Annotated in this window: 18 protein-coding genes; 2 read left to right on the top strand and 16 right to left on the bottom strand. The window is 41.7% G+C overall.

Annotated features, from left to right (window positions below; genetic code table 11):
• The first annotated feature begins 11 nt into the window (after positions 1-11).
• On the top strand, positions 12-797 hold the full coding sequence (locus tag FAY33_RS12460) for an ABC-2 family transporter protein (RefSeq protein WP_143321550.1): 786 nt from the start codon (positions 12-14) through the stop codon (positions 795-797).
• Between the two features lie 37 nt (positions 798-834).
• On the opposite strand, the gene FAY33_RS12455 is transcribed toward FAY33_RS12460, so the two are convergent.
• From FAY33_RS12455 to dapF, 5 genes are all read right to left on the bottom strand, one after another.
• The gene (locus FAY33_RS12455) at positions 835-1,779 is read right to left on the bottom strand and encodes a GH25 family lysozyme (protein WP_143321549.1); all 945 of its coding nucleotides are present in this window, start codon (positions 1,777-1,779) and stop codon (positions 835-837) included.
• Positions 1,780-1,817: 38 nt separating this feature from the next.
• Complete coding sequence (gene ytvI, locus FAY33_RS12450) at positions 1,818-2,945, bottom strand: sporulation integral membrane protein YtvI (RefSeq protein WP_143321548.1); 1,128 nt, start codon at positions 2,943-2,945, stop codon at positions 1,818-1,820.
• Positions 2,946-2,996: 51 nt separating this feature from the next.
• The gene (gene hisC, locus FAY33_RS12445; RefSeq protein ID WP_143321547.1) at positions 2,997-4,055 is read right to left on the bottom strand and encodes a histidinol-phosphate transaminase; all 1,059 of its coding nucleotides are present in this window, start codon (positions 4,053-4,055) and stop codon (positions 2,997-2,999) included.
• Complete coding sequence (locus tag FAY33_RS12440; protein WP_143321636.1) at positions 4,052-5,260, bottom strand: pyridoxal phosphate-dependent aminotransferase; 1,209 nt, start codon at positions 5,258-5,260, stop codon at positions 4,052-4,054. The genes hisC and FAY33_RS12440 overlap by 4 nt, the downstream gene beginning before the upstream one ends.
• 199 nt (positions 5,261-5,459) lie before the next feature.
• The gene (gene dapF, locus FAY33_RS12435) at positions 5,460-6,320 is read right to left on the bottom strand and encodes a diaminopimelate epimerase (protein WP_143321635.1); all 861 of its coding nucleotides are present in this window, start codon (positions 6,318-6,320) and stop codon (positions 5,460-5,462) included.
• 165 nt (positions 6,321-6,485) lie between these two features.
• Here dapF and FAY33_RS12430 point away from each other — a divergent pair, with 165 nt between their 5' ends.
• A complete protein-coding gene (locus FAY33_RS12430; RefSeq protein ID WP_143321546.1) occupies positions 6,486-7,331 on the top strand; it encodes an AraC family transcriptional regulator in 846 nt (281 codons plus the stop codon).
• On the opposite strand, the gene FAY33_RS12425 is transcribed toward FAY33_RS12430, so the two are convergent.
• From FAY33_RS12425 to FAY33_RS12375, 11 genes are all read right to left on the bottom strand, one after another.
• Entirely contained in the window at positions 7,332-8,624 is a 1,293-nt protein-coding gene (locus FAY33_RS12425) for an O-antigen polymerase (protein ID WP_143321545.1), read from the bottom strand.
• A 97-nt stretch (positions 8,625-8,721) separates the two neighbouring features.
• On the bottom strand, positions 8,722-10,437 hold the full coding sequence (gene ptsP, locus FAY33_RS12420) for a phosphoenolpyruvate--protein phosphotransferase (RefSeq protein ID WP_143321544.1): 1,716 nt from the start codon (positions 10,435-10,437) through the stop codon (positions 8,722-8,724).
• A gap of 30 nt (positions 10,438-10,467) precedes the next feature.
• Positions 10,468-10,731, bottom strand: a complete 264-nt coding sequence (locus FAY33_RS12415; RefSeq protein WP_143321543.1) for an HPr family phosphocarrier protein — start codon at positions 10,729-10,731, stop codon at positions 10,468-10,470.
• A gap of 40 nt (positions 10,732-10,771) precedes the next feature.
• Positions 10,772-12,076 (bottom strand): CdaR family protein, encoded by a 1,305-nt coding sequence (locus FAY33_RS12410; protein WP_143321542.1) that lies wholly within the window; start codon positions 12,074-12,076, stop codon positions 10,772-10,774.
• Positions 12,054-12,926 carry a diadenylate cyclase CdaA gene (cdaA, locus tag FAY33_RS12405; protein ID WP_143321541.1) on the bottom strand — a complete coding sequence of 291 codons (873 nt, stop codon included), beginning with the start codon at positions 12,924-12,926 and terminating at the stop codon, positions 12,054-12,056. The genes FAY33_RS12410 and cdaA overlap by 23 nt, the downstream gene beginning before the upstream one ends.
• A gap of 27 nt (positions 12,927-12,953) precedes the next feature.
• Positions 12,954-13,901, bottom strand: a complete 948-nt coding sequence (locus FAY33_RS12400) for an ABC transporter permease (RefSeq protein WP_143321540.1) — start codon at positions 13,899-13,901, stop codon at positions 12,954-12,956.
• The gene (locus tag FAY33_RS12395) at positions 13,898-14,326 is read right to left on the bottom strand and encodes a hypothetical protein (RefSeq protein WP_143321539.1); all 429 of its coding nucleotides are present in this window, start codon (positions 14,324-14,326) and stop codon (positions 13,898-13,900) included. Before FAY33_RS12395 ends, FAY33_RS12400 begins: the two co-directional genes overlap by 4 nt.
• A 159-nt stretch (positions 14,327-14,485) precedes the next feature.
• Entirely contained in the window at positions 14,486-15,895 is a 1,410-nt protein-coding gene (locus FAY33_RS12390; protein ID WP_143321538.1) for an alpha-glucosidase/alpha-galactosidase, read from the bottom strand.
• The gene (locus FAY33_RS12385) at positions 15,892-17,940 is read right to left on the bottom strand and encodes a hypothetical protein (protein ID WP_143321537.1); all 2,049 of its coding nucleotides are present in this window, start codon (positions 17,938-17,940) and stop codon (positions 15,892-15,894) included. The genes FAY33_RS12390 and FAY33_RS12385 overlap by 4 nt, the downstream gene beginning before the upstream one ends.
• Positions 17,941-17,954: 14 nt before the next feature.
• Positions 17,955-18,803, bottom strand: a complete 849-nt coding sequence (locus FAY33_RS12380; protein WP_185967610.1) for a carbohydrate ABC transporter permease — start codon at positions 18,801-18,803, stop codon at positions 17,955-17,957.
• A gap of 1 nt (position 18,804) precedes the next feature.
• Positions 18,805-19,755 carry a sugar ABC transporter permease gene (locus FAY33_RS12375; protein ID WP_143321536.1) on the bottom strand — a complete coding sequence of 317 codons (951 nt, stop codon included), beginning with the start codon at positions 19,753-19,755 and terminating at the stop codon, positions 18,805-18,807.
• Between the last annotated feature and the right edge of the window lie 9 nt (positions 19,756-19,764).

Raw genomic sequence — 19,764 nt, 5'->3', positions numbered from 1 at the left:
GGAGATACAAGATGAATTCAATTCAATTATATCAGCGCTATTTTCTGATCCATTTAAAAAGCATGATGCAGCATAAGGTTTCCTTTTTGCTTACCACACTGGGGCAGTTTTTAATTTCCTTTAACATGTTTTTGGGAATATACTTCATGATGGACCGGTTTCATCAGGTCAAAGGCTTTTCTTATAAGGAGATCCTATTGTGTTTCTCCATTACCCTAATGGCATATACCATAGCAGAAACCGTCTTTCGCAGTCTGGACACTTTTGAGACCATTATTGGAAACGGGGAATTTGACCGGATGCTTCTGCGCCCCAGGAATTGTCTGTTCACCGTTATATGCAGCAAAATTGAGCTGACCAGGATCGGACGCCTTATTCAGGCTGTCGTTATGTTTATCTATGCAGTATCCGCATCTTCCATTAAATGGAATCTCTCCCGTGCAGGAACTGTGCTTTTTATGATTACAGGAGGGGTAGCTGTGTTTACTGCCATTTATCTGATCTTTGCCTCCATCTGTTTCTTCACTCTGGAGGGATTGGAATTTATGAATATAGTTACCGACGGCGCCAGAGAATACGGTAAATATCCCATAGGAATATATGGTAAGGCGGTGCTTACTATCTGTACTTACCTGATTCCCTTTGCCCTTTTTCAGTACTACCCTTTTCTTTATATAACCGGCAAAACGGACAATCCCTGGTACGGACTTTTTCCTATTGCCAGTTGTCTCTTTCTACTGCCCGCCGCCCTGTTCTGGCGATTTGGTCTTTCCAGATACCAGTCCACCGGTTCCTGACAGGACACAGAAAAAGCCGCTTTATAGGCGGCTTTTCTTATTGGAGCAATCCTCCATCTGTTCCAAAGTTATAGACAGTTCCATCTATAACTCTGGAAGTATCCTGTATCATAGCTCCATCCTGATCCAGATAATACCACTGGTCTCCTATCTGGAGCCAACCAGTCTGCTTTTCATAATTCTTTGTATAGTAACGTTTGCCTCCAATGGTCTTCCAGCCTTCTGAGGGGATAATGCTGCTGTAATCCTTAAAAGAAAATTCAATGGTTACATCTCCGTCAATTCCATCGACTCTTCCCTGATCCGTACATTGCCATATGGTCCTGTTTTTACAATCGTTGACACTTCCGTATCTGGCATACCAGATATCATAAGGAATCTGGCTCAGATCAATATGATAGGTCAGCCATTTATTATTGGCATATACAATTGGCTGATATCCGGCATCCGATATAACTTTACAAAAAGCATTAATATTATCCGTGATCTGCCGTTTAGAAAGACGATTATCCAGCAGATACCGGGACTCAACATCATAGGCAATCGGATAAGAGATCGGGTAATCTTTTACTGCCTGGAGCACATATTCCGCTTCTTTTACAGCAGTCTCTGTATCCAATGCCTGTGTATAGAAAAATACGCCGGTTTTTATTCCGCTCTTTGCGGCATTTTTCATATTCATGGAATAATACGGGTCCATGTCGTTCAAATAACCAACACGCACCATAGCAAAAGAGACACCTGACTCTTTCACTTTGTCCCAATCAATTCCACCCCCTGTTTCATTCTGACGGTTCTGATATTTTGAGACAGTGATTCCTTTTTCCAGTGCACCGGCTATCGGCTGACCAGAGGCATCTACATACTGCCCGTTTTCCAGGTGCCATGCTTCTCCGGAAAAACCACTCATAGGGGTTGAAACCATTGCGGAGGTCATAAGACCCGCTATGATACCTGCGGCGATTTTCAATCTTATGTTCATGTTATGATATCCTCCAAATCAAACTTTTGCAATATAACTTAATCCGGCTTCTTCCGAAAGACATTGATATCATGGACCAAAGTCCTTATACTGCCAAAAAACAGGTCAAAAGCGCCAAATTCATATAAATTAAGAATCAGCATGCCAACAGGCACTGCTAAAATCATTCCTGCAATTCCACTAATTTTAAATCCAAGGTATAAAAACAGCAACGTCATTAAAGGGTCAAGCCCCATGGTATCTCCTACAATCTTTGGCTGTATAATCTGCCTGAGGACCATAGTCAGTACATAAATTGCAATCAGTCCTAAACCAAAGGCATATTCACCAGAAAGCATCCGTATCACCGCCCAGGGAATTAAAAATGTTCCTGTTCCCAAAATTGGCAAAAAATCAAGAATAGCGATCAATACTGCCAGTAACAGGGCATAATCCACCCCCAGAATCAGAAATCCAACTGCAAGTACTGCTCCTATGACAAACATAATCTTGAACTGAGCAAGGAAATAACCACCCACCAGATGCTTAACATCCTTTCTCAAGTAACTGTAATATCTGGTTCCGCCTTCCGGAATATAGCGGTGAACCACCGACATAATCTTATCCCTGTCCACAATGAATAAATAGGAGGAAAAGATGGTGACAATGGTGTACACAAGTGCTGCCGGAATACTTTTTACCACACTGCCTGCAGCCATAACCGTGGGAGATGCAATCTTCTGCACTGCCACATTTAAATATTGCTCCATGTGTGTAAAAAACTGATTAATGGAATTCTGCACTCCCAAAGGTAAAAACTGTATAATTCCCTGCACCCTCAAAAGCATTTTCTGAATCTCCACCCATGCACTTTCATAATACTGAGGAACATCTCCTGCAAAACCGATCATCTCTGTTATCAGTTTGGAAATAAGAAAATAAAATGCTGCTATAATTAAAAAGAGAACCGTAACTACAATCAACACCGAACTGTGTTTTCTTACAATTTTTAAACGTTTCTCCAGAAAACGGACCAAAGGATTGGCAATCATCGCAATCATCCAGCCTATTACAAAAGGCAGAAAGAACCTTACCAGTCTTGGTCCCCATACACAAATGAGGTACAAGAACAGAATGGGAATTATAATATTAAGTATCAATCTTAAATATTTCTTCACATCTTCCATTTCCATCACCTGTATTCATTATACTATCCCTGATGCTCTCTGGCAAATGAATTAATTCGAAAGAAAAACCTCTAAAAAGTCAAATAACTGCTCCATCTCTTCGTCAGTGCCAATGGAAATCCGTAGATAATTGTCAAGTCCTGGCTGATTAAAATAACGGACAAAAATACGGTTTTCTTTTAACGCCTTATAGATATCTACTGCTCTTTTTTCCCTGTGTGCCGCAAATATAAAATTAGTCATGGAGTCCGGGAAAGTAAAGCCAAGTTCTGTAAGTCGTTTTTTGGCATTCTCTCTGGTTCTTATAATCTTTCTGATGCATTCCTTAAAATATCCGTCATCATTGACTGCTTCCACCCCCAGCTTCTGGGAAGGAAGATTTATGGTATAGGAATTATAGGAGTATTTTACATCATGAAGGGCATGAATTAAGTCAGGATGACCAATGGCATATCCAATTCTCATTCCTGCAAGAGAACGTGATTTGCTGAATGTTTGCACAACCAGAAGATTCTCATATTTCCGTGTAAGAGAGACAGCACTTTCCCCGCCAAAATCAATGTAGGCTTCATCAACAATAACTACAGAATTCTGATTATGGGAAATAATATCCTCCACTTCCGAAAGCGGCAGAAGCAATCCAGTGGGTGCATTAGGATTCGGGAATATAATACCCCCATTTGCCTTATAATAATCTTGCTTATGAATGCAAAAATTATCATCCAATGCAGGTGTTTCATAAGAAACCCTGAATAAATCAGCCCAGACCTTATAAAACGAATAGCTGATAGAAGGAAAAAGCACTGGCAGATCAGAATTAAAAAATGTAAGAAATGCCATGGCAATTACATCATCTGATCCTACACCAACAAATACTTCCTCTTCTGTCACATTATGATACCTGGAAATTGCATGAACAAGATCCGAAGACGCTGGATCGGGATATTTGCGAAACTCATCAAACCCCAGCTCCTCCAGTGCCTTTTTCACACCTGGCGCCGGTGGATATGGATTCTCATTGGTATTTAATTTAATCAGATTTTTCTCTTTTGGCTGTTCTCCCGGTACATAAGGAGCGACTTTCCGTATATTTCTTTCCCAGGATCTCAATTGCGTTCCTCCTTTTTTTCCCTTAACCCATAAGATTGTGCTATCTCCAAAAATGCAGGAAGGGAACGGACAATCTGATCATAAGATACACAATATGCAATTCTCACATAACCAGGACAGGCAAAAGAGCTTCCCGGAACCAGTAAAACCCGGTGTTCCTTACAAACTCTGCAGAACTCTTTGTCATCCACCGGAGACTTGACAAATAAGTAAAATGCACCTTGTGGCTTAATGCATTCAAACCCATACTCACTTAACCGGTTATACAGCAATTCCCTGTTTTTATCGTAAGCCTCCACATTCACTTTTTCATCCACACAACGCAGGATCACCCGCTGCATAAGAGACGGGGCATTCACACAGCCAAGTACACGGTTGGCAATAACTGCTGCTGCAATAGCCCGTTCAGAATCATCTAACTCATCAGGAATGACCAGATATCCAATTCTTTCTCCAGGAAGTGACAGGGACTTACTATAGGAATAGCAAATGACAGTATTATGATAAAAAGGCGTTACATAAGGAACTTCTGCTCCATCATAAGCAAGTTCCCGGTATGGCTCGTCCGAAATCAGAACTATGGATTTGCCGAATTCTTTTTCTTTCTTTTTTAATATATCTGCAATCTCCTGCAATGTCTCAGAAGAATAAATCACACCAGTCGGATTATTCGGAGTATTAATGATCACTGCCTTTGTTTTTTTTGTAATCCTCTCTTCAAATGCCTTAAGATCCGGATAAAAGGTCTCTGTATCAGGGGGGACAACCACCAGTACACCATCATAATTTCTCACATAGGAACCATATTCCATAAAGTAAGGAGCAAATACAATCACCTCATCCTGAGGATCCAGGATGGTTTTCAATATCACATTGATACCACTTGCGGCTCCTACTGTCATGAGGATGTTTTCCAGATGAAACCGGGTTCCAAACCGCCTGTTTAAAGATTCTGCAACAGCCTGACGCACATCTTCATATCCTGCATTGCTCATGTACCCATGGACTAAAGTCGTCTCTTCTCTTTTTACAATATCTATAATTGCCTGATTCACCGCTTCGGGAGCAGGTACGTTGGGATTGCCCAGGCTGAAATCGTATACATTCTCTCTGCCGTATCGTGCAGCCAGCTTCTTTCCTTCCTCAAACATGGCACGGATTGCGGAATTGTTTTCTACAAGTGGTCTCATCTTGTCTGCTATCATCTTCATATTCCTTCCTTTATCCCATAATAGTTTTGTGAGAATCATAATCATTGTAATATTATAGTATGAAACTGGTAATTCCGTCAATACAATCACGCTCTGTTTTGGAGGTTTAACGCATTTAAGCCTGCCGCCTGAAAAAGAAAAACATTTTCTTTACAGACGACCGGCTTATGAATGAATTACTTTATTTTTTGTTTTACTGGAGAGATTTTAACTGTTCTGCCATTTCATGGGAAAGAGTAAATCTTCCAACGTATCCCACTTCTCCAGTCATGAGCACATTCCCATCCTCTTCAATCTCAACTTCCAGAATTCCGCCGGGCATGTGTACATACATCTTGGAATCAGTCAGTCCCATCCGGTAAGCAGCTCCGGCGGCAGCACAGCCACTGGTTCCGGAAGCCAGCGTATATCCGGCTCCCCTCTCATATATCTCAATCTCAATGTTGGTACGGTCCAGTACTTTGAGAAGCTGGGTATTAATCTTCTCAGGAAAATATTCGGAAGCTTCTGAGTATTTTCCAATCCTGCACACCAGATCTTTGGATATATCATTTAACCAGATCACGCAGTGAGGATTCCCAATGTTAACACAGGTAACACGGTAAGGTATACTTCCAAACAGCATGGTTTCATTTAAAACTTCTCTCCTTGGTCCTGTTACAGGAATCTGATCACTGAAAAAGTTTAATTTCCCCATGGATACTTTGATTTTTGTTCCTTCTTCATTCAGGTACTGAAGAGTCTGCTGCCCGCTTAATGTATTAATAATAAAACGGTTTTTCTGAACATATCCCCCGTCTTTTAAGTATTTACCGAAAATGCGGACTCCGTTTCCACTGTTTTGCGCTTCACTTCCATCCGGATTATAGATTCTTAATTCCAGTTTATCTCTGCCAAGAATGGGACCAACTAAAAGTCCATCTGATCCAACTCCAAAGTTACGGTCGCAGATCAGACGTACATTTTCATCTGTCAGTTCCAGTTCATTTTTATTGGGATCAAAAATCAGATAATCATTCCCCAGCCCATGATATTTTTCCAAAGTAATATTCATCATAAAACTCCTTTCCAATGCACGACAAAACCTGTTCTCACCGGTTTCCATACGCTTCTATCTTCATTATATACCGCACTTTTTATCTTTTCTATTAATATAATGCTTTAAATATTGCAAAAAGTGTTGTATTCTAAACAAAAAGAAAGGAAGGAGCATTCACTTATGGATAACTATGAGAAACGGGGATATTTAAACAGTGACTTTAAGCTGTTTCATCTTCTCGATACAAAAAGGCAGGATTTTGAATACCATTATCATGATTTCGATAAAATCATTATCTTCATTCAGGGAAACGTCACCTACCGGATCGAAGGCTGTTCCTATAAACTGGAGCCTTATGATATCCTATTCGTAAGTCATAACGACATCCACAAACCGGACATTGATTCTTCTGTTCCTTATGAGAGAATTATCGTATATCTATCCCCTGGTTTTTTACAGACTTATCAGGCAGAGGATTATGATTTAAGTGACTGTTTCAAGAAATCCAAAACGCTTCATTCCCATGTGCTCCGGCTTCATTCCATGGAAAAAAGCAGTCTATACCACACCCTGACTGATCTGGAATATGCCTCTACACACGATGGGTATGCCAAGGATTTATACTGCCAGGTGGTATTTATAAAATTCATGATCCAGTTAAATCAGGCTTCCTTCACCAATCTGGTTACTTATTTACCTCCTGTAACCGGGGACAAGAGGATTCTTACCGTGATGGATTACATCAACACCCATCTACTAGATGATATGTCTGTGGATTCCATTGCAGAAGACTGTTATATAAGCAGATACCATCTGATGCACGTCTTTAAGGAGGAAACCGGATATACACTGTTTGATTATGTTACGGAAAAACGACTTCTTCTGGCAAGGGATCTTTTAAAAAAAGGAACGTCCATTACAGAAGTATGCTTTCAAAGCGGGTTTAAAAATTATTCCACATTCTCCAGAGCATATAAAAAGCAGTTTCATGTATCTCCTTCTGTAACCTTAAAGTCCATGTCCTGATTACCAGGATCTTCCGTTGCTTTTCCAGGAGCAGAACACATACAAAGCACCGGTGACTGCAAGGTAAAACCAGGTAGCCGGATTACTGAACCATGTGGTGAAGAAAGACAGAATCATGTACATGGCAAACTGGGCATAAAACAGATAACCAATGGGGTTACGGATTCTTTTAATCATGCTCATTAAAAAGAATGCAGCGGCACCAAGAATACAGCCAAGCAGCAGGACTCCCACAATCCCGAAGTCATAAAAAGAATCATAGAACAGCGTGACTGTTGTCAGTTCTTCTTTTGTGACATAAATTGGAAAATCCACCAGAGCCGGAACCAGGAATTTAAGCCCTGTCAGCGCCCATAGGGGAAACAGCATGCGAAGACCAAAGGTATGGGAAGGAAGCCACTCTACCATACAGTTAAAATTATCAAAATTATTGGCAATATACATATAAGGCTGTGTAATAAAAATTGGCATACTGCTGTTTTTCATCTGAAAGATTCCGTTTAAATAGGCTACATCATGTCCTCGCAAAACAGTCAGAATTACATAGATAGGAACCATTCCAACCGCAAGTCCAATGGCATAAGCAATCTTTAACCGATGTTCCATGGCAATATAAGTAAGAACCGCAAGTCCAACTGCAAAGATAAGCTGAAAACGGGATACACATAAAAGGGGAATGGCACATGCAATTATATTAAAAATCACAGCCAACACAAGACGGGCACTATTACGTCCCTGTTCGATGCTGAAATACAACACGGAAAGGGCAGGAACCAGAACACTGGAAACCGTAAAATAATGCAGCCCGCTAATGTGAAAAGAGGAATAAGCATGAGGCACTCCTCTTACAAAAAACGGAATAAATCCCAGTATGACCGCTTCTGCAACAAAGGCAGCAACAGAGAGAACTGTTACCAAAACGATTGAGAAAAACAGTGGTTTTTCATATCCTTTAAAACTGAACCAACTGGAACGGTGCCTTCCCACTTCTCCCTGCATCTTTGCAAAAAATTCAAATGATACATAAAATCCAAGAAAAGCTACAAAAAAGCAGAGCCATGTAATAATATTCCAATCACTGGAGAGCTTGGAAAGCTTAAAACAGGCAATTCCTTCTCCTCCTACCCAGAACAAAGAAAACAAGCCTCTTAAATGGATGATATTCTCTGTCCTTCTGTAATCCCGCCAGTATAAAAAAAGAGCGGTCAATATTAATACCACGCCTGACAGCCAGTAAACTCCTGCCCTTGCAAACAAAAAAGATGCTGCATAACTGATCAGATAAACACTCATTGTCACATTCCCCTTTGGTAAAAAATCACAGTACATTTCATCTATAGAAAAAGACAGCCACCACCAGGTGACGGCTGTCCATTGTTTCTTTCAATCATTAAGAACGGCTGGCGAACTCTCTCATATATTCTTCAACTTCCTTTGCCGTAACAAAAGACATTGCCTTATCAGCAGTTGCCTGCAATTCCTTTGTGCTATAACCAGTAATCAGCTTTCTGGCATTTAATATTGCGGATGCGCTCATGCTGAATTCATTTAAGCCAAAGGCAAGAAGCAGAGGAATCATCATAGGGTCACTTGCCGCTTCTCCGCACATTCCGACCATAATGCCTTCTTTACGTCCACATTCAATGATATGGCGGATGCTTCGTAATACAGCCGGATTGAGTGGGGAATAAAGGTATGAAACCTTATCATTACCACGATCCACAGACATGGTATACTGAGTTAAGTCATTGGTTCCTATGCTAAAGAAATCGACTTCTTTCGCAAAGACATCTGCCATCAGAGAAGCGGCGGCTGTCTCCACCATGATACCAACCTCAATATCCTTCTTATAAGCAATTCCCTTTTCATCCAGTTCCTTCTTCACTTCTTCCACAAGCGCTTTGGCTTCCCGAATCTCCTCCAGTGAAGTTACCATAGGAACCATAATGCGAATGTTTCCAAAAGCACTTGCTCTTAAAAGAGCACGAAGCTGGGGTTTATACACATCGTCCTTCCGGTCCAGACAGAAACGGATCGCCCGGTATCCTAAGAACGGATTCTCATCTTTGCTAAGTCCCATATAAGGAATCTCTTTATCACCGCCAATATCTAAGGTACGGATAATGACTGGTTTTCCATTCATCGCCGAAGCGGCTTTTTTATAAGCATCAAACTGCTCTTCTTCGGTTGGCATGGATGTACGATCCATAAATAAAAATTCAGTCCGGAAAAGACCAACACCTTCTCCATCATACTGAAGAACTTTTTCAACATCTTCTGGTTTTCCAATGTTGGCAACCAGTTCTACTTCCACTCCATCTTTTGTAATGGTTGGTTTTCCAATATACTGCTCCAGTTCTTTCTTTTCTTTTAAGAAAGCTTCCCTTTTTGCAGCATATTCAGCTCTTACAGACTCTTCTGGATTTACAAAAACGCTTCCATCAGAACCATCCAACACCAGCTCTGCCCCATCTGTTACCTTGTCTAAAAAGCCATCCAAAGCAACAACAGCCGGAATCTCCAAAGCTCTTGCCAGAATTGCGCTGTGAGAAGTCTTACCACCCAACTCTGTTACAATACCAGTTACATTGGCTGGATTAATTCCTGCCGTCATAGAAGGGGTTAAATCCTTTGCAACAATAACACTTCCTTCTGGAAGTGCGGCAATATCAACCGAACTCACGCCAAGAAGAATCTTTTGAATTCTTGTTTTTATATCACGCATATCAGTTGCCCGCTGCTGCATCAGTTCATCCCCCATGGAAGTAAACATATCTGCATAGGTATTGCACACGGTTTCTACTGCGTACTCTCCGCTGACTTTCTCCCCTGAAATTGTATTCTCAATTTCACCAATCAGCATCGGGTCGGAAAGGAGAAGAATATGGCCATTTAAAATCTCAGCTTCCTTCTCTCCTACTCTTTTCGCAAGATCTTTAGCGAGCGCATCCGTCTGTTCCATTGCCTGCTTTACCGCAGCCTGGAAACGGGCTTTTTCCGTCTCTGGATCTCCCATCGGTTCTTTGTTAATAACTAATTCTGTTTCTTCTACGAGGACGGCTTTCCCAATGCCGATTCCCGCAGATGCACTTGTACCTTTAAACATTGCATTTCCTCCTTATTAATTATAAATTATCTATTCGCCAAGGCCCTCCTCAACAGCTTTGACCATGGCCGCCAGAGCTTCCTCTTCATCTGCCCCCTCGCAGACAAAGGTAATCTCATCGCCGCTTTTTACACAGGCGCCCAACACGCTAAGCACGCTTTTGGCATTGGCAGTGGTATTCTTAAAACGAAAACTCACTGAAGATTTAAAGTTCATGGCTTCCTTACAAAGAATTCCTGCCGGTCTCAGATGAAGACCGGTAGGATTCTTTATAGCAACTTTAGCGCTAACCATACTGAATTTCCTCCCTTTATGATCTGACTGCAAAAACAGTCTACGATTGCGGCTCTGCCGCTTCTGTTGTGGATGCTGTCGTGCTCTCAACCGTACTGGATACAGGTTCTTTTCGAGCCAGCATGACATGAAACGGTGTGTAGCCAACCACTTCAAATCCGCCTGAAAGTTCAAATTTCAAGGCACCCGGGTTCTGTCCTGGATGGAGGTTTGTTACATTAAGAATGGCATTTAGCTTTTCTTTATCCAGAGCATCAAGATCCTCTTTGAGCCCCCGGACGGTAACATCTGTAGTTTCCTGATCAAATTCATAATCATAATCGGCCTGTGTGCCAATTTTATCTAAAGTGTTAAGTTCCAGTGTGAACACCCTGGTTGTTAAGGGTTCTACTTTGAGCTTAACCGTCACATTCTTATATTCATTCCCCACAACCGAAGTATTAGGCGGCAGGTACTGGCTTAAATCCAGCTCCACCACTTTATCCCCGGTGGCACCATCAATATTTAATTTATCTGAAACAATGGACAGGGTCGATAACGATGCAAGAACCGACTTGGTTCCAACAACGGGCACAGTCTTTACTTTGCTTTCCACTCCTGTATACCGATATCCGCCTGCCACCTGACCGGACACTTCAAAATTCAGTGCCAGATTCTTGGCTTTTAATATCATCACATGACATTCGACCTCGTGAGGATTCACCGTTACCTTATCCCCTAAATTAAGCTTATTGTCATTGGCATCATAAAAGAACGGAACTGCGGTTTCATTAAGATCTGCATTCTTATTATCCACATCAACTTCAATTCCCATTCGGCTGATCTGGCCAATTAGTGATTCCGGTCCTTCCACCGTCACACTGTCTGCGGAAAGACTGATGGGACCCAGCGCATATCCGTCCTCCACTTCACCCACAGTTTTTACCTGCAGATCAAATTTCTTCCGTTGAAGCGCTTCCGTATTAATCCGGATTACCATAGGCTTTGCCGTAATGGTATCATTCTTCACCAGGTTTTCTTTGTCTTTATTAATCTCTACATTTACCGGCAGCGCACCGGTTACATTATAATCCTTTAAGTCAATGTAGGCATGAAAGTCTGACGCTTTTACAAGGGAACGTTCCCTTGTTCTTACCTGATAGCTTACCGTTACCACATCTTTGCCTATGATCTCATACGTCAGATTACTGGCATCCAAAACCTTTGCATTGCGAACTTCTACCGAAACCGGCTGTGAATCTTCAATGATCGGATTAGAGATATTGACAATTGCCATCCATACAGCAAAGGCAAGTACCAGGGACGCAACCTTCAAACCAAGATTATTTAGTAGCTTTTCCTTCATTCTTACGCCTTCCCTTCAATATCCTGAATCTGCTTCCTTCCTCATCGGAATGCTTTACCTCAGAAAGAACAGACCGAAGCCCGTCAGCATCTGTAATTCTCTTTAAACCGCCCTCAGAAGCTACCGTAACACGCCCGGTCTCCTCTGACACAACAATGGTAATGCTGTCGCTGACTTCACTGACACCAAGAGCTGCCCTGTGTCTGGTTCCCAGCTCCTTACTGATGGTCATATTATCAGACAGAGGCAGATAACAGGTTGCCGCAGTCACACGGTTGCCCCGTATCACAATGGCACCATCGTGAAGCGGCGTATTATGCTCAAAAATATTAATCAGAAGCTGGCTGCTGACAATGGCTCCTACTTCAATTCCCGTTCTCTCAATCTCTTTTAAAGAATCTCCCCGCTCAATCACCATAAGCGCGCCCGTCTTGACTTTCGCCATCTCAAACGTAGCCTTTACCACCTCGTTGATCGTCTTATCCGTGAAATCAGAGCTGTCCCTTCCGTCATCAAATGAAAGGATTCCGGTAAAAGGATTCTTGCTTCCAAGCTGCTCCAGTGCTTTTCTAAGTTCTGGCTGAAAGATCACAATTGCCATGGTTACAGCAGGAGTTGCAATCTTATTCAAAATCCATAACAGATTATCCAGCCGGAACACATAGGCAAACACATAGAATAAAAGGATCACTACAATTCCTTTTAGAAGGGTCCAGGCTCTGGTATTCATAATCCAGGTCAGAAGTTCATACAGCAAAAATGCAATAATAATAATCTCGACCAGATTTGTCTTTGAAATCCTGGGAAGAAATGACACCCAGGAGTACATTCCGTTTAAAACATTCGCCATCCAATCCACCTCCTTTTTATTTCTTCCCTACCTTTGCGGTCTCTGGAGTTTTGTGGCATTGATTTTCTGTACTTTTACATCAGGGGTGCTCACCGTAAGCTTTGGAACCGCCTTGACGTAATAGTAATAATCATCATCTTCAAATTGTACATATTCCGTCCTGGAGTAATCCACGGCGAATACAAAAAACGTATAAATTCCCGCAGCCAGAATGGAAAAAAGCATTCCAGCAAGCAAGGCAATCACTGATACAGACACATCCAGCACAATATCTCCAATAAATATGGCTCCAAGCTGGGTAATGGTACCTGCAATAATGGCAATGACCCAGGAATAATCAATGGATAAATTCCGCACAATCATCACAACAATCATGGCAAGTGCAAATGCTGCAACCATAAGAAGCATCTGCTTATTCCCAAACAGACTGTTCATCAACTGCATAAATTTCTGTACCTGGTCCACAGACATATCGTTGGTCAGAACACCTGCATTCTGTTTCACATACAGGAGCGTATAGTAGATAAAAACTCCGCAGCTTACCGGAATCACAGACAGCATACTTCCGGAAAGTCCAACGATCAGCGGGATGGCATAAGGGATCTTTAACAGAAAACACATGGGTGTCAGAATCAGCAGATAACTGTCTCCAGGCTGGAAGCCATAATACAAAAGACCCACAACCACAATAAATACTGCCATAACCAGAGTAATCTCAATGGAAATCCCAGACAGGTGAATCAGCATAAAGCCTGCAGCCATAAATGAAATGGCTCCATACGGCAAAAAGGAACAGATCAAAGCCAGCACAAGCGGAACAAACGGTCCCGTAAGCTTTGATGAAAATCCAATACTGCCATTCATCATAAAAAATGTTATACAACTGAACAGAAATTTGATGACAGGAGTCACATAGATATCAAATCTGGCATAAAAGCCTTTTAATCGTTCTTTTAATACAAGAAGGCCCATCATGATGTCCGCCCTCCTTTTGTTCTTTTTACCGGTCTGGCATTGCCTTCGTAGCGCTTGTCCAGCCTCTTTAACCGGGATAAATAAACCTTTTCCCCTCTTGCTGCATATTCATACCTCTTCCGATATACAGAAAAACTGATCGAAAGATAAATCGCCAGCCCAATGATATAAAAAATACCAATCTTTATTCCAGCGGCAGTTAAAATCTTTACATCCATCGTATTCAGCCACCGTTCCATATAATACAGCCCCCATAACAATACACACAGAATAAAGCTGAACGTATAACTAAAAAAAGACTGAAACAGCTTATTCCAGATATAGTCGCTTTTAAAATACCGGTTGACAGGAAATATCCTTTTTCCTTCATGCTTCTCAAACATGGCAAGGCTGGTCATAATTTTTATTTTCTCTTCACTTAGCATATGGTTTCCTCACTATACCATAAGTTATCGCTTTATTATAGCACAGAAATTGGGACTTTGCGATACCAATACAGAATTTTTATTATTTTGTAATGATAATCCATACCAAAAAACAGGAACAGAATATCTGTTTCTCCCAGACGTTCTGTTCCTTCATTCTTATTCCATATACTTTTTCCAGCCCTCCGGCAGATAAGAAGCTGTATTTCTCAGCATTTCTTTTAACAGTGCTTCTCCGTCGCCATAGCTGATCCGTCCTTTTACCAGTGGATCTGACATAAATGCCTGATATACCAGGTCGAAATTCACATCTATTGCCCCATAAAGAATTCGTTTATGATTGATGATATGAGGCATGGTAAGGTCTTTGATCTGTTTGGGGCATTCCCCGGAAAAGACCGGGTTAATGCCGTCCTTGGAAAAGACCGCATTGGTTTCAACAATTGCATCCTCAGGCAGGTTTTTAATCTGCCTGCCGAAGTTTGGAATATTTACATTGCTGACAAACCTCCCAAGCCCGCATAAAGCCTTAATCAGACGTATTCCTTCTTCTCCCGTATCTTTTAATTCCAGATCTTCTTCCCCTTTTGCAAGCTTAAGTGCCTGTTTGTTTTTTTCTGCCTGTCTTTCTTTTCTCCATGAAACAGGGGTAAGAGCAAATTTCCACATCTCTACCGTTTCTTTATTTTTTAAATACTGATCTCCTGGAAGGAATTCAGCCAGATGCCTGTCACCTGCTGCTGCAATTGCACCATAACGCTGAAATAAATCAAATTTGACTCTGTGGGCACAATTAAAAGTTCCGTTCATCCAGTTCCTGTCCGGGTCGTGATATCCTTCTTCAAAATGTTCTTCTATAAATTTCCGGTACATGGGAAATAAGTCTGTGGCTTTGCAGGTCGCTTTGGTAAACCATGTAAAATGATTGATTCCAACTACATTTACATGGACCTCTTCTCTTCCGATTCCTGTTTCTCCGGTTTCCAGTCTGTAAATATCCCGCAGGACCTTCTGTGTTCCAAATACCTCATGACAGCAGCCAAATGCTTTAATCTGAGGGAATACATGGTACAGGGTCTGCACACACAAAGACATGGGATTGGTGTAATTAATAACCCATGCATCAGGACAGTACTCTTTGACTGCACTTCCAATCTCTACATACATTGGGATCGTCCTTAATGCCCTTACAAGACCTCCCGGACCAGTGGTGTCCCCTACAGACTGATAGATGCCGGCCCGCTCAGGAAGATGGACATCCGACTCCATTTCATCAAAAGTTCCGGGCAATATGGAGATTATTACAAAGTCTGCATCTGACAGGGCTTCTTTTAAGGAAGATTTTGTTTCAAACGTCCATTCGCCCCGTGTTTCTTCTCTTTGAAACAGCTTTGTGCCGATCTCCTGGTTTCGTTTTGCCGCTTCCTCATCAATATCGTAGAGACGTACCGTTCCGGAGAGTTCTGTCTCTTTTGCAAGATCGGTCATAAATACCCATGCCCAGGCATGACTTCCGCCTCCGATATAGGCAATATTTACATCTGAACAGCGGTTTTCTTGATAGATCATCTCTTATCCTCCTTTGGATCTTCACAAAATGTAAGATAGGACTGGTCTGGGAAGGAATATTCTCCCCTGTAGTTTGAAGCATTGTATCCAGGATATTTAACTGGATGGTAAGAGGTTTCCTTCTCTCCATCTGACTGGGTATAAATGTAAAGACTGTGATAATCCCATACAATCAGCTCCTCCCGGTCATCTCCGCACAAGTCCATTGCCTCGCAGCACAGCAGAGGGTGACCGTCATCGGGGAAAGAAACAGCAATATTTCCATGCCCATCCATAAGTCCTCCCCGCTTTGGATCTGGATTGGTAAGAAAGAAATCCACTCCATTTCCCAGCCAGTTGACTGGTGTTAAAATGTTCCCATTTCTCTCATTTTCCTTTTCCCATAATTGGTTTCCCTTGTCATCATAGAGATAAATCACGCCCTGATGTCCCCAGAAATTCGTTACTGCAATTTCAAATCCAGGTCTTTCCGGTATGTAATTACCCACACTGATTCTTTGTGCATGTCCGATATAATCCCTTGTCACGATATTTCCCTGAAAATCTCCGATAAAAAATCCCTGGGTTCCTGATACACATGCAAAATAACCTTTTTCGCTTCCGCTCATAAATTTTCCAGCAACAATTTCATCCGTATGATCTGTGTCAATAGGATAAGACCAGACAGGAACCCCATCTGCATCCAAAAGGGTATAACCCACTAAAACTTCATCTCTTCCATCACCATTTACATCCAGTGCCAATGGATAATGGCCTGTATTTTTCGGACTCTGGTACTTCCAGAGCAGATTCAAATCTGAATCAAAGGCATAGATCCGGCAGTAACGGTCTTTGATTAAAATATCTGACGGACGTTTCTTTCCGCTGAAATTGGCAATTCTGATTCCATCCGGATTAATCCGGTCAAAAGCATAGATTCCATAGGGAACTCCAATTAATGTCTCATCCGCCTCATCTGATAGGGGCGTTCTTATGGATTTTTTTATTTCCCCTGTTCTTCCATCTAAAATCTGTAATTCGAAATTATGGGCAGTAATTACCTCATCAATTCCATCGCCGTCTATGTCATATACCTGGCAGGGCAGATCTGCGCTGATCTTTCCTATCACATGGGAGAGTTCAGAAGGTTCGCCCTTTTGCCAGAGAATGTTGCCGTCTAAATCCACTGCAGTCAGACAGCTTATGTGGGAATAGGCATCCCGGTCCACCCGCTTTTGAGCCTGGGGAATAACCATGTACCACTCCTTTGTTCCAGTCAGATGTCCAAATCGAATCTGGCGGCTGGTTCCAAAGTTCTTAAGATCAATTTTCTTCCAGAGCTTCATGGCAGGATAACCGGCTTTTCGTACTTCTGACCGTTTTTTTTCTTTCATCTCTGCTTCTTTTATTTCCAGAATTGTATCCTTGTCCGCGGTTACCAGCACATGGGAAAACTGGGTCGGGCAGTCAGCCGTCAATGCCACTTTTCCTCCCCGCTGCAACAGTTCTCCGCTATATTGGAACAGAACCTGTCCATTAATCGTGCATTCTGCCATACCTCCATTCAAAGAAACCTTAAGTGTATAAAGAGTATCCGCATCAGAAGCATAAGAAACAGAACGAAGGACCTGGATTTCTTCCTTGTGCCGGTAAGCCAGTTGGACCTTGTCCCGGTTCTCCATGGACAGAACCAGAGTGTCTATGCTGTCATTCATACAAAATGCAATCCCTGCCATTCCTTTTGTGGAAAGTCTCCGTACGGTAACAGAATAATCATAATTCTTCCAGAAGAGACTTCCCGTCTGGAGGGTTGGAAAAATACGGTGCGGCAGACCTTTTTCAATCCGGCACTGCTCCATATAATGCTTCTTCTTATCTCCTGTAATAATCCAGGATGGTCCATGACCGTTATAACGGAAATTACAGACCTGATCCTTCCAGGCTCCGCGAATCCCTTCCGGTATGACATAATGATACTCGCCTGCCGCTGAATGGTCTTTGTCATAAGGAAATTCGCCGATAGGGAATCCCGTAAAATCGTCCTTAAACAGTATCTGATCTTTCATTTCTACCCCTTTCTTTAACCTTTAATTCCTGTGGAAGCTACCCCCTCCACAATGTACTTTTGCAATAATAAAAAAATAATAATGATTGGAAGTAATGATAGCACACACATCGCAAACATAGCACCGTAATCAGAAGAACTCATAGGATCCGTAAAATTCTTCAGTGCAATGGAAACCGTATATTTATCCGGTGAATTAAGATATAGGAGGGCCCCCATATAATCATCCCACTTCCAGTAGAACTCAAAAATTGCACAGGTTACCATAGCCGGCCTGACAAGGGGACAGATAATTCTTGAAAAAATGGTATAAGGACTGCACCCATCCATTTTTGCCGCCTCATCAAGATCCTTTGGAATTCCCTCAATAAACTGTATAATCATAAAGATAAAAAGAGGTTTTGCACACCATGCCGGTACAACAATGGGCAGAGGCGAGTTCACCCAGCCAAACAGATTAAAGATAATATACTGAGGAATCATAATAACCTGATGGGGCAGCATCATGGTTGTAAGCATACATAAAAACAGGATGTTTTTTCCTTTAAACTGTATTCTGGCAAATCCATAGGCAACCAATGTGGAAGAAATTACTGCACCAATGGTAGAAAGTATGGTAATGATTGCCGAGTTCTTAAAAAATGTAGCAAACGTAACCCCGCCAAATCCTTTCCAGCCGGTTATATAATTTAAGATGGTCCACTGTTTTGGAAACAGACTGGCAACGGTTGTCATAACCTGGTCGGAGGGTTTAAAAGAACTAAACAGCATCCAAATAATTGGATAAAACATGAAAACTGCAATACTTCCTACAATAACATGAAAAATAATTATATTCCGTCTTTTTTTTGCTTTCATTCCCATATCAGTTGGCTTTTCCTCCTTTCTGTTTCTTCATCCTTCCAGCAGCAGAATTATTTTCATAGAACACCCATTGCCTGGAAGAACGAAACACAATTGCAGTGAAAAATCCAACAATCATAAGTAAAACCCATGCCATGGCAGAACCATATCCCATCTCATAATATTTAAAACTGTTCTGGTACAGATACAGAATATAAACCAGTGTCTCATTAACCGGACCTCCGTTTGTAATGATCTGCGCCTGGGTAAATACCATAAATCCGTTGATAATCTGCATAATTAAGTTAAACAATATAATGGGGCTTAAAAGAGGCATGGTGATGGAGAAAAACTGCCTTATCCTTCCTGCACCATCCACCTCAGCCGCCTCATAGTAAGAAAGAGGAATCTGTTTTAAACCGGATAGGAAGATGAGCATGGAAGACCCAAACTGCCACACATATAACAGAATTAAAGTAAACAGGGCTGTCTTCGTGTTGGAAAGCCAGTTAATCTGGCAGTCTATTCCCATGGTCTGGAGAAGGCTGTTAATGACACCCGCCTTTGTAAAGAGATTTCTCCACATAACCGAAACAGCCACAGAACCTCCAATAATGGAGGGAAGATAATACACCACCCGGTAAACAGGAACTGCCTTGCTTTTCCGGTTTAAAACCAACGCCACGAAAAGAGCGAATATAAGTCTTAACGGAATTGATATGAATGCAAATTTAAAGGTAACCTGCAAAGATTTTATAAATAAATGATCCTGGGTAAATAACCTGATGTAATTGTCAATTCCCACAAATTTTGTACTTTTGGACAGTATATTAAAATCTGTAAAAGACAGCACAAATGACATGAGAAAGGGCACCAGGGTAAAGCATAAAAAGCCGATGAGCCATGGCATGATAAAAGCATATCCCACCACGTTCTGATTGTAAATAGAGATTCTCCGCCTGGTATGTTTCATACGTTCACT

The organism is Clostridium sp. HBUAS56010, assembly GCF_007115105.1.
Classification (GTDB): Bacteria; Bacillota; Clostridia; order Lachnospirales; family Lachnospiraceae; genus Lacrimispora.
Note: the sequence above shows the minus strand (reverse complement) of the source record. Positions and strands in the feature narration are given on the sequence as shown.

What these genes read in the sequence shown, in the direction of transcription:
- FAY33_RS12460 (WP_143321550.1), top strand. Translation starts at nt 12, where the DNA reads ATGAATTCAATTCAATTATATCAGCGCTATTTTCTGATCCATTTAAAA.
- ptsP (WP_143321544.1), bottom strand. Translation starts at nt 10,437, where the DNA reads ATGTTTAAAGGTACAAGTGCATCTGCGGGAATCGGCATTGGGAAAGCC.
- FAY33_RS12380 (WP_185967610.1), bottom strand. Translation starts at nt 18,803, where the DNA reads ATGGGAATGAAAGCAAAAAAAAGACGGAATATAATTATTTTTCATGTT.
- FAY33_RS12410 (WP_143321542.1), bottom strand. Translation starts at nt 12,076, where the DNA reads ATGAAGGAAAAGCTACTAAATAATCTTGGTTTGAAGGTTGCGTCCCTG.
- FAY33_RS12425 (WP_143321545.1), bottom strand. Translation starts at nt 8,624, where the DNA reads ATGAGTGTTTATCTGATCAGTTATGCAGCATCTTTTTTGTTTGCAAGG.
- FAY33_RS12385 (WP_143321537.1), bottom strand. Translation starts at nt 17,940, where the DNA reads ATGAAAGATCAGATACTGTTTAAGGACGATTTTACGGGATTCCCTATC.
- dapF (WP_143321635.1), bottom strand. Translation starts at nt 6,320, where the DNA reads ATGAATATTACTTTGGAAAAATATCATGGGCTGGGGAATGATTATCTG.
- FAY33_RS12415 (WP_143321543.1), bottom strand. Translation starts at nt 10,731, where the DNA reads ATGGTTAGCGCTAAAGTTGCTATAAAGAATCCTACCGGTCTTCATCTG.
- FAY33_RS12440 (WP_143321636.1), bottom strand. Translation starts at nt 5,260, where the DNA reads ATGATAGCAGACAAGATGAGACCACTTGTAGAAAACAATTCCGCAATC.
- FAY33_RS12395 (WP_143321539.1), bottom strand. Translation starts at nt 14,326, where the DNA reads ATGCTAAGTGAAGAGAAAATAAAAATTATGACCAGCCTTGCCATGTTT.
- FAY33_RS12375 (WP_143321536.1), bottom strand. Translation starts at nt 19,755, where the DNA reads ATGAAACATACCAGGCGGAGAATCTCTATTTACAATCAGAACGTGGTG.
- ytvI (WP_143321548.1), bottom strand. Translation starts at nt 2,945, where the DNA reads ATGGAAGATGTGAAGAAATATTTAAGATTGATACTTAATATTATAATT.
- cdaA (WP_143321541.1), bottom strand. Translation starts at nt 12,926, where the DNA reads ATGGCGAATGTTTTAAACGGAATGTACTCCTGGGTGTCATTTCTTCCC.
- FAY33_RS12455 (WP_143321549.1), bottom strand. Translation starts at nt 1,779, where the DNA reads ATGAACATAAGATTGAAAATCGCCGCAGGTATCATAGCGGGTCTTATG.
- FAY33_RS12400 (WP_143321540.1), bottom strand. Translation starts at nt 13,901, where the DNA reads ATGATGGGCCTTCTTGTATTAAAAGAACGATTAAAAGGCTTTTATGCC.
- FAY33_RS12390 (WP_143321538.1), bottom strand. Translation starts at nt 15,895, where the DNA reads ATGATCTATCAAGAAAACCGCTGTTCAGATGTAAATATTGCCTATATC.
- FAY33_RS12430 (WP_143321546.1), top strand. Translation starts at nt 6,486, where the DNA reads ATGGATAACTATGAGAAACGGGGATATTTAAACAGTGACTTTAAGCTG.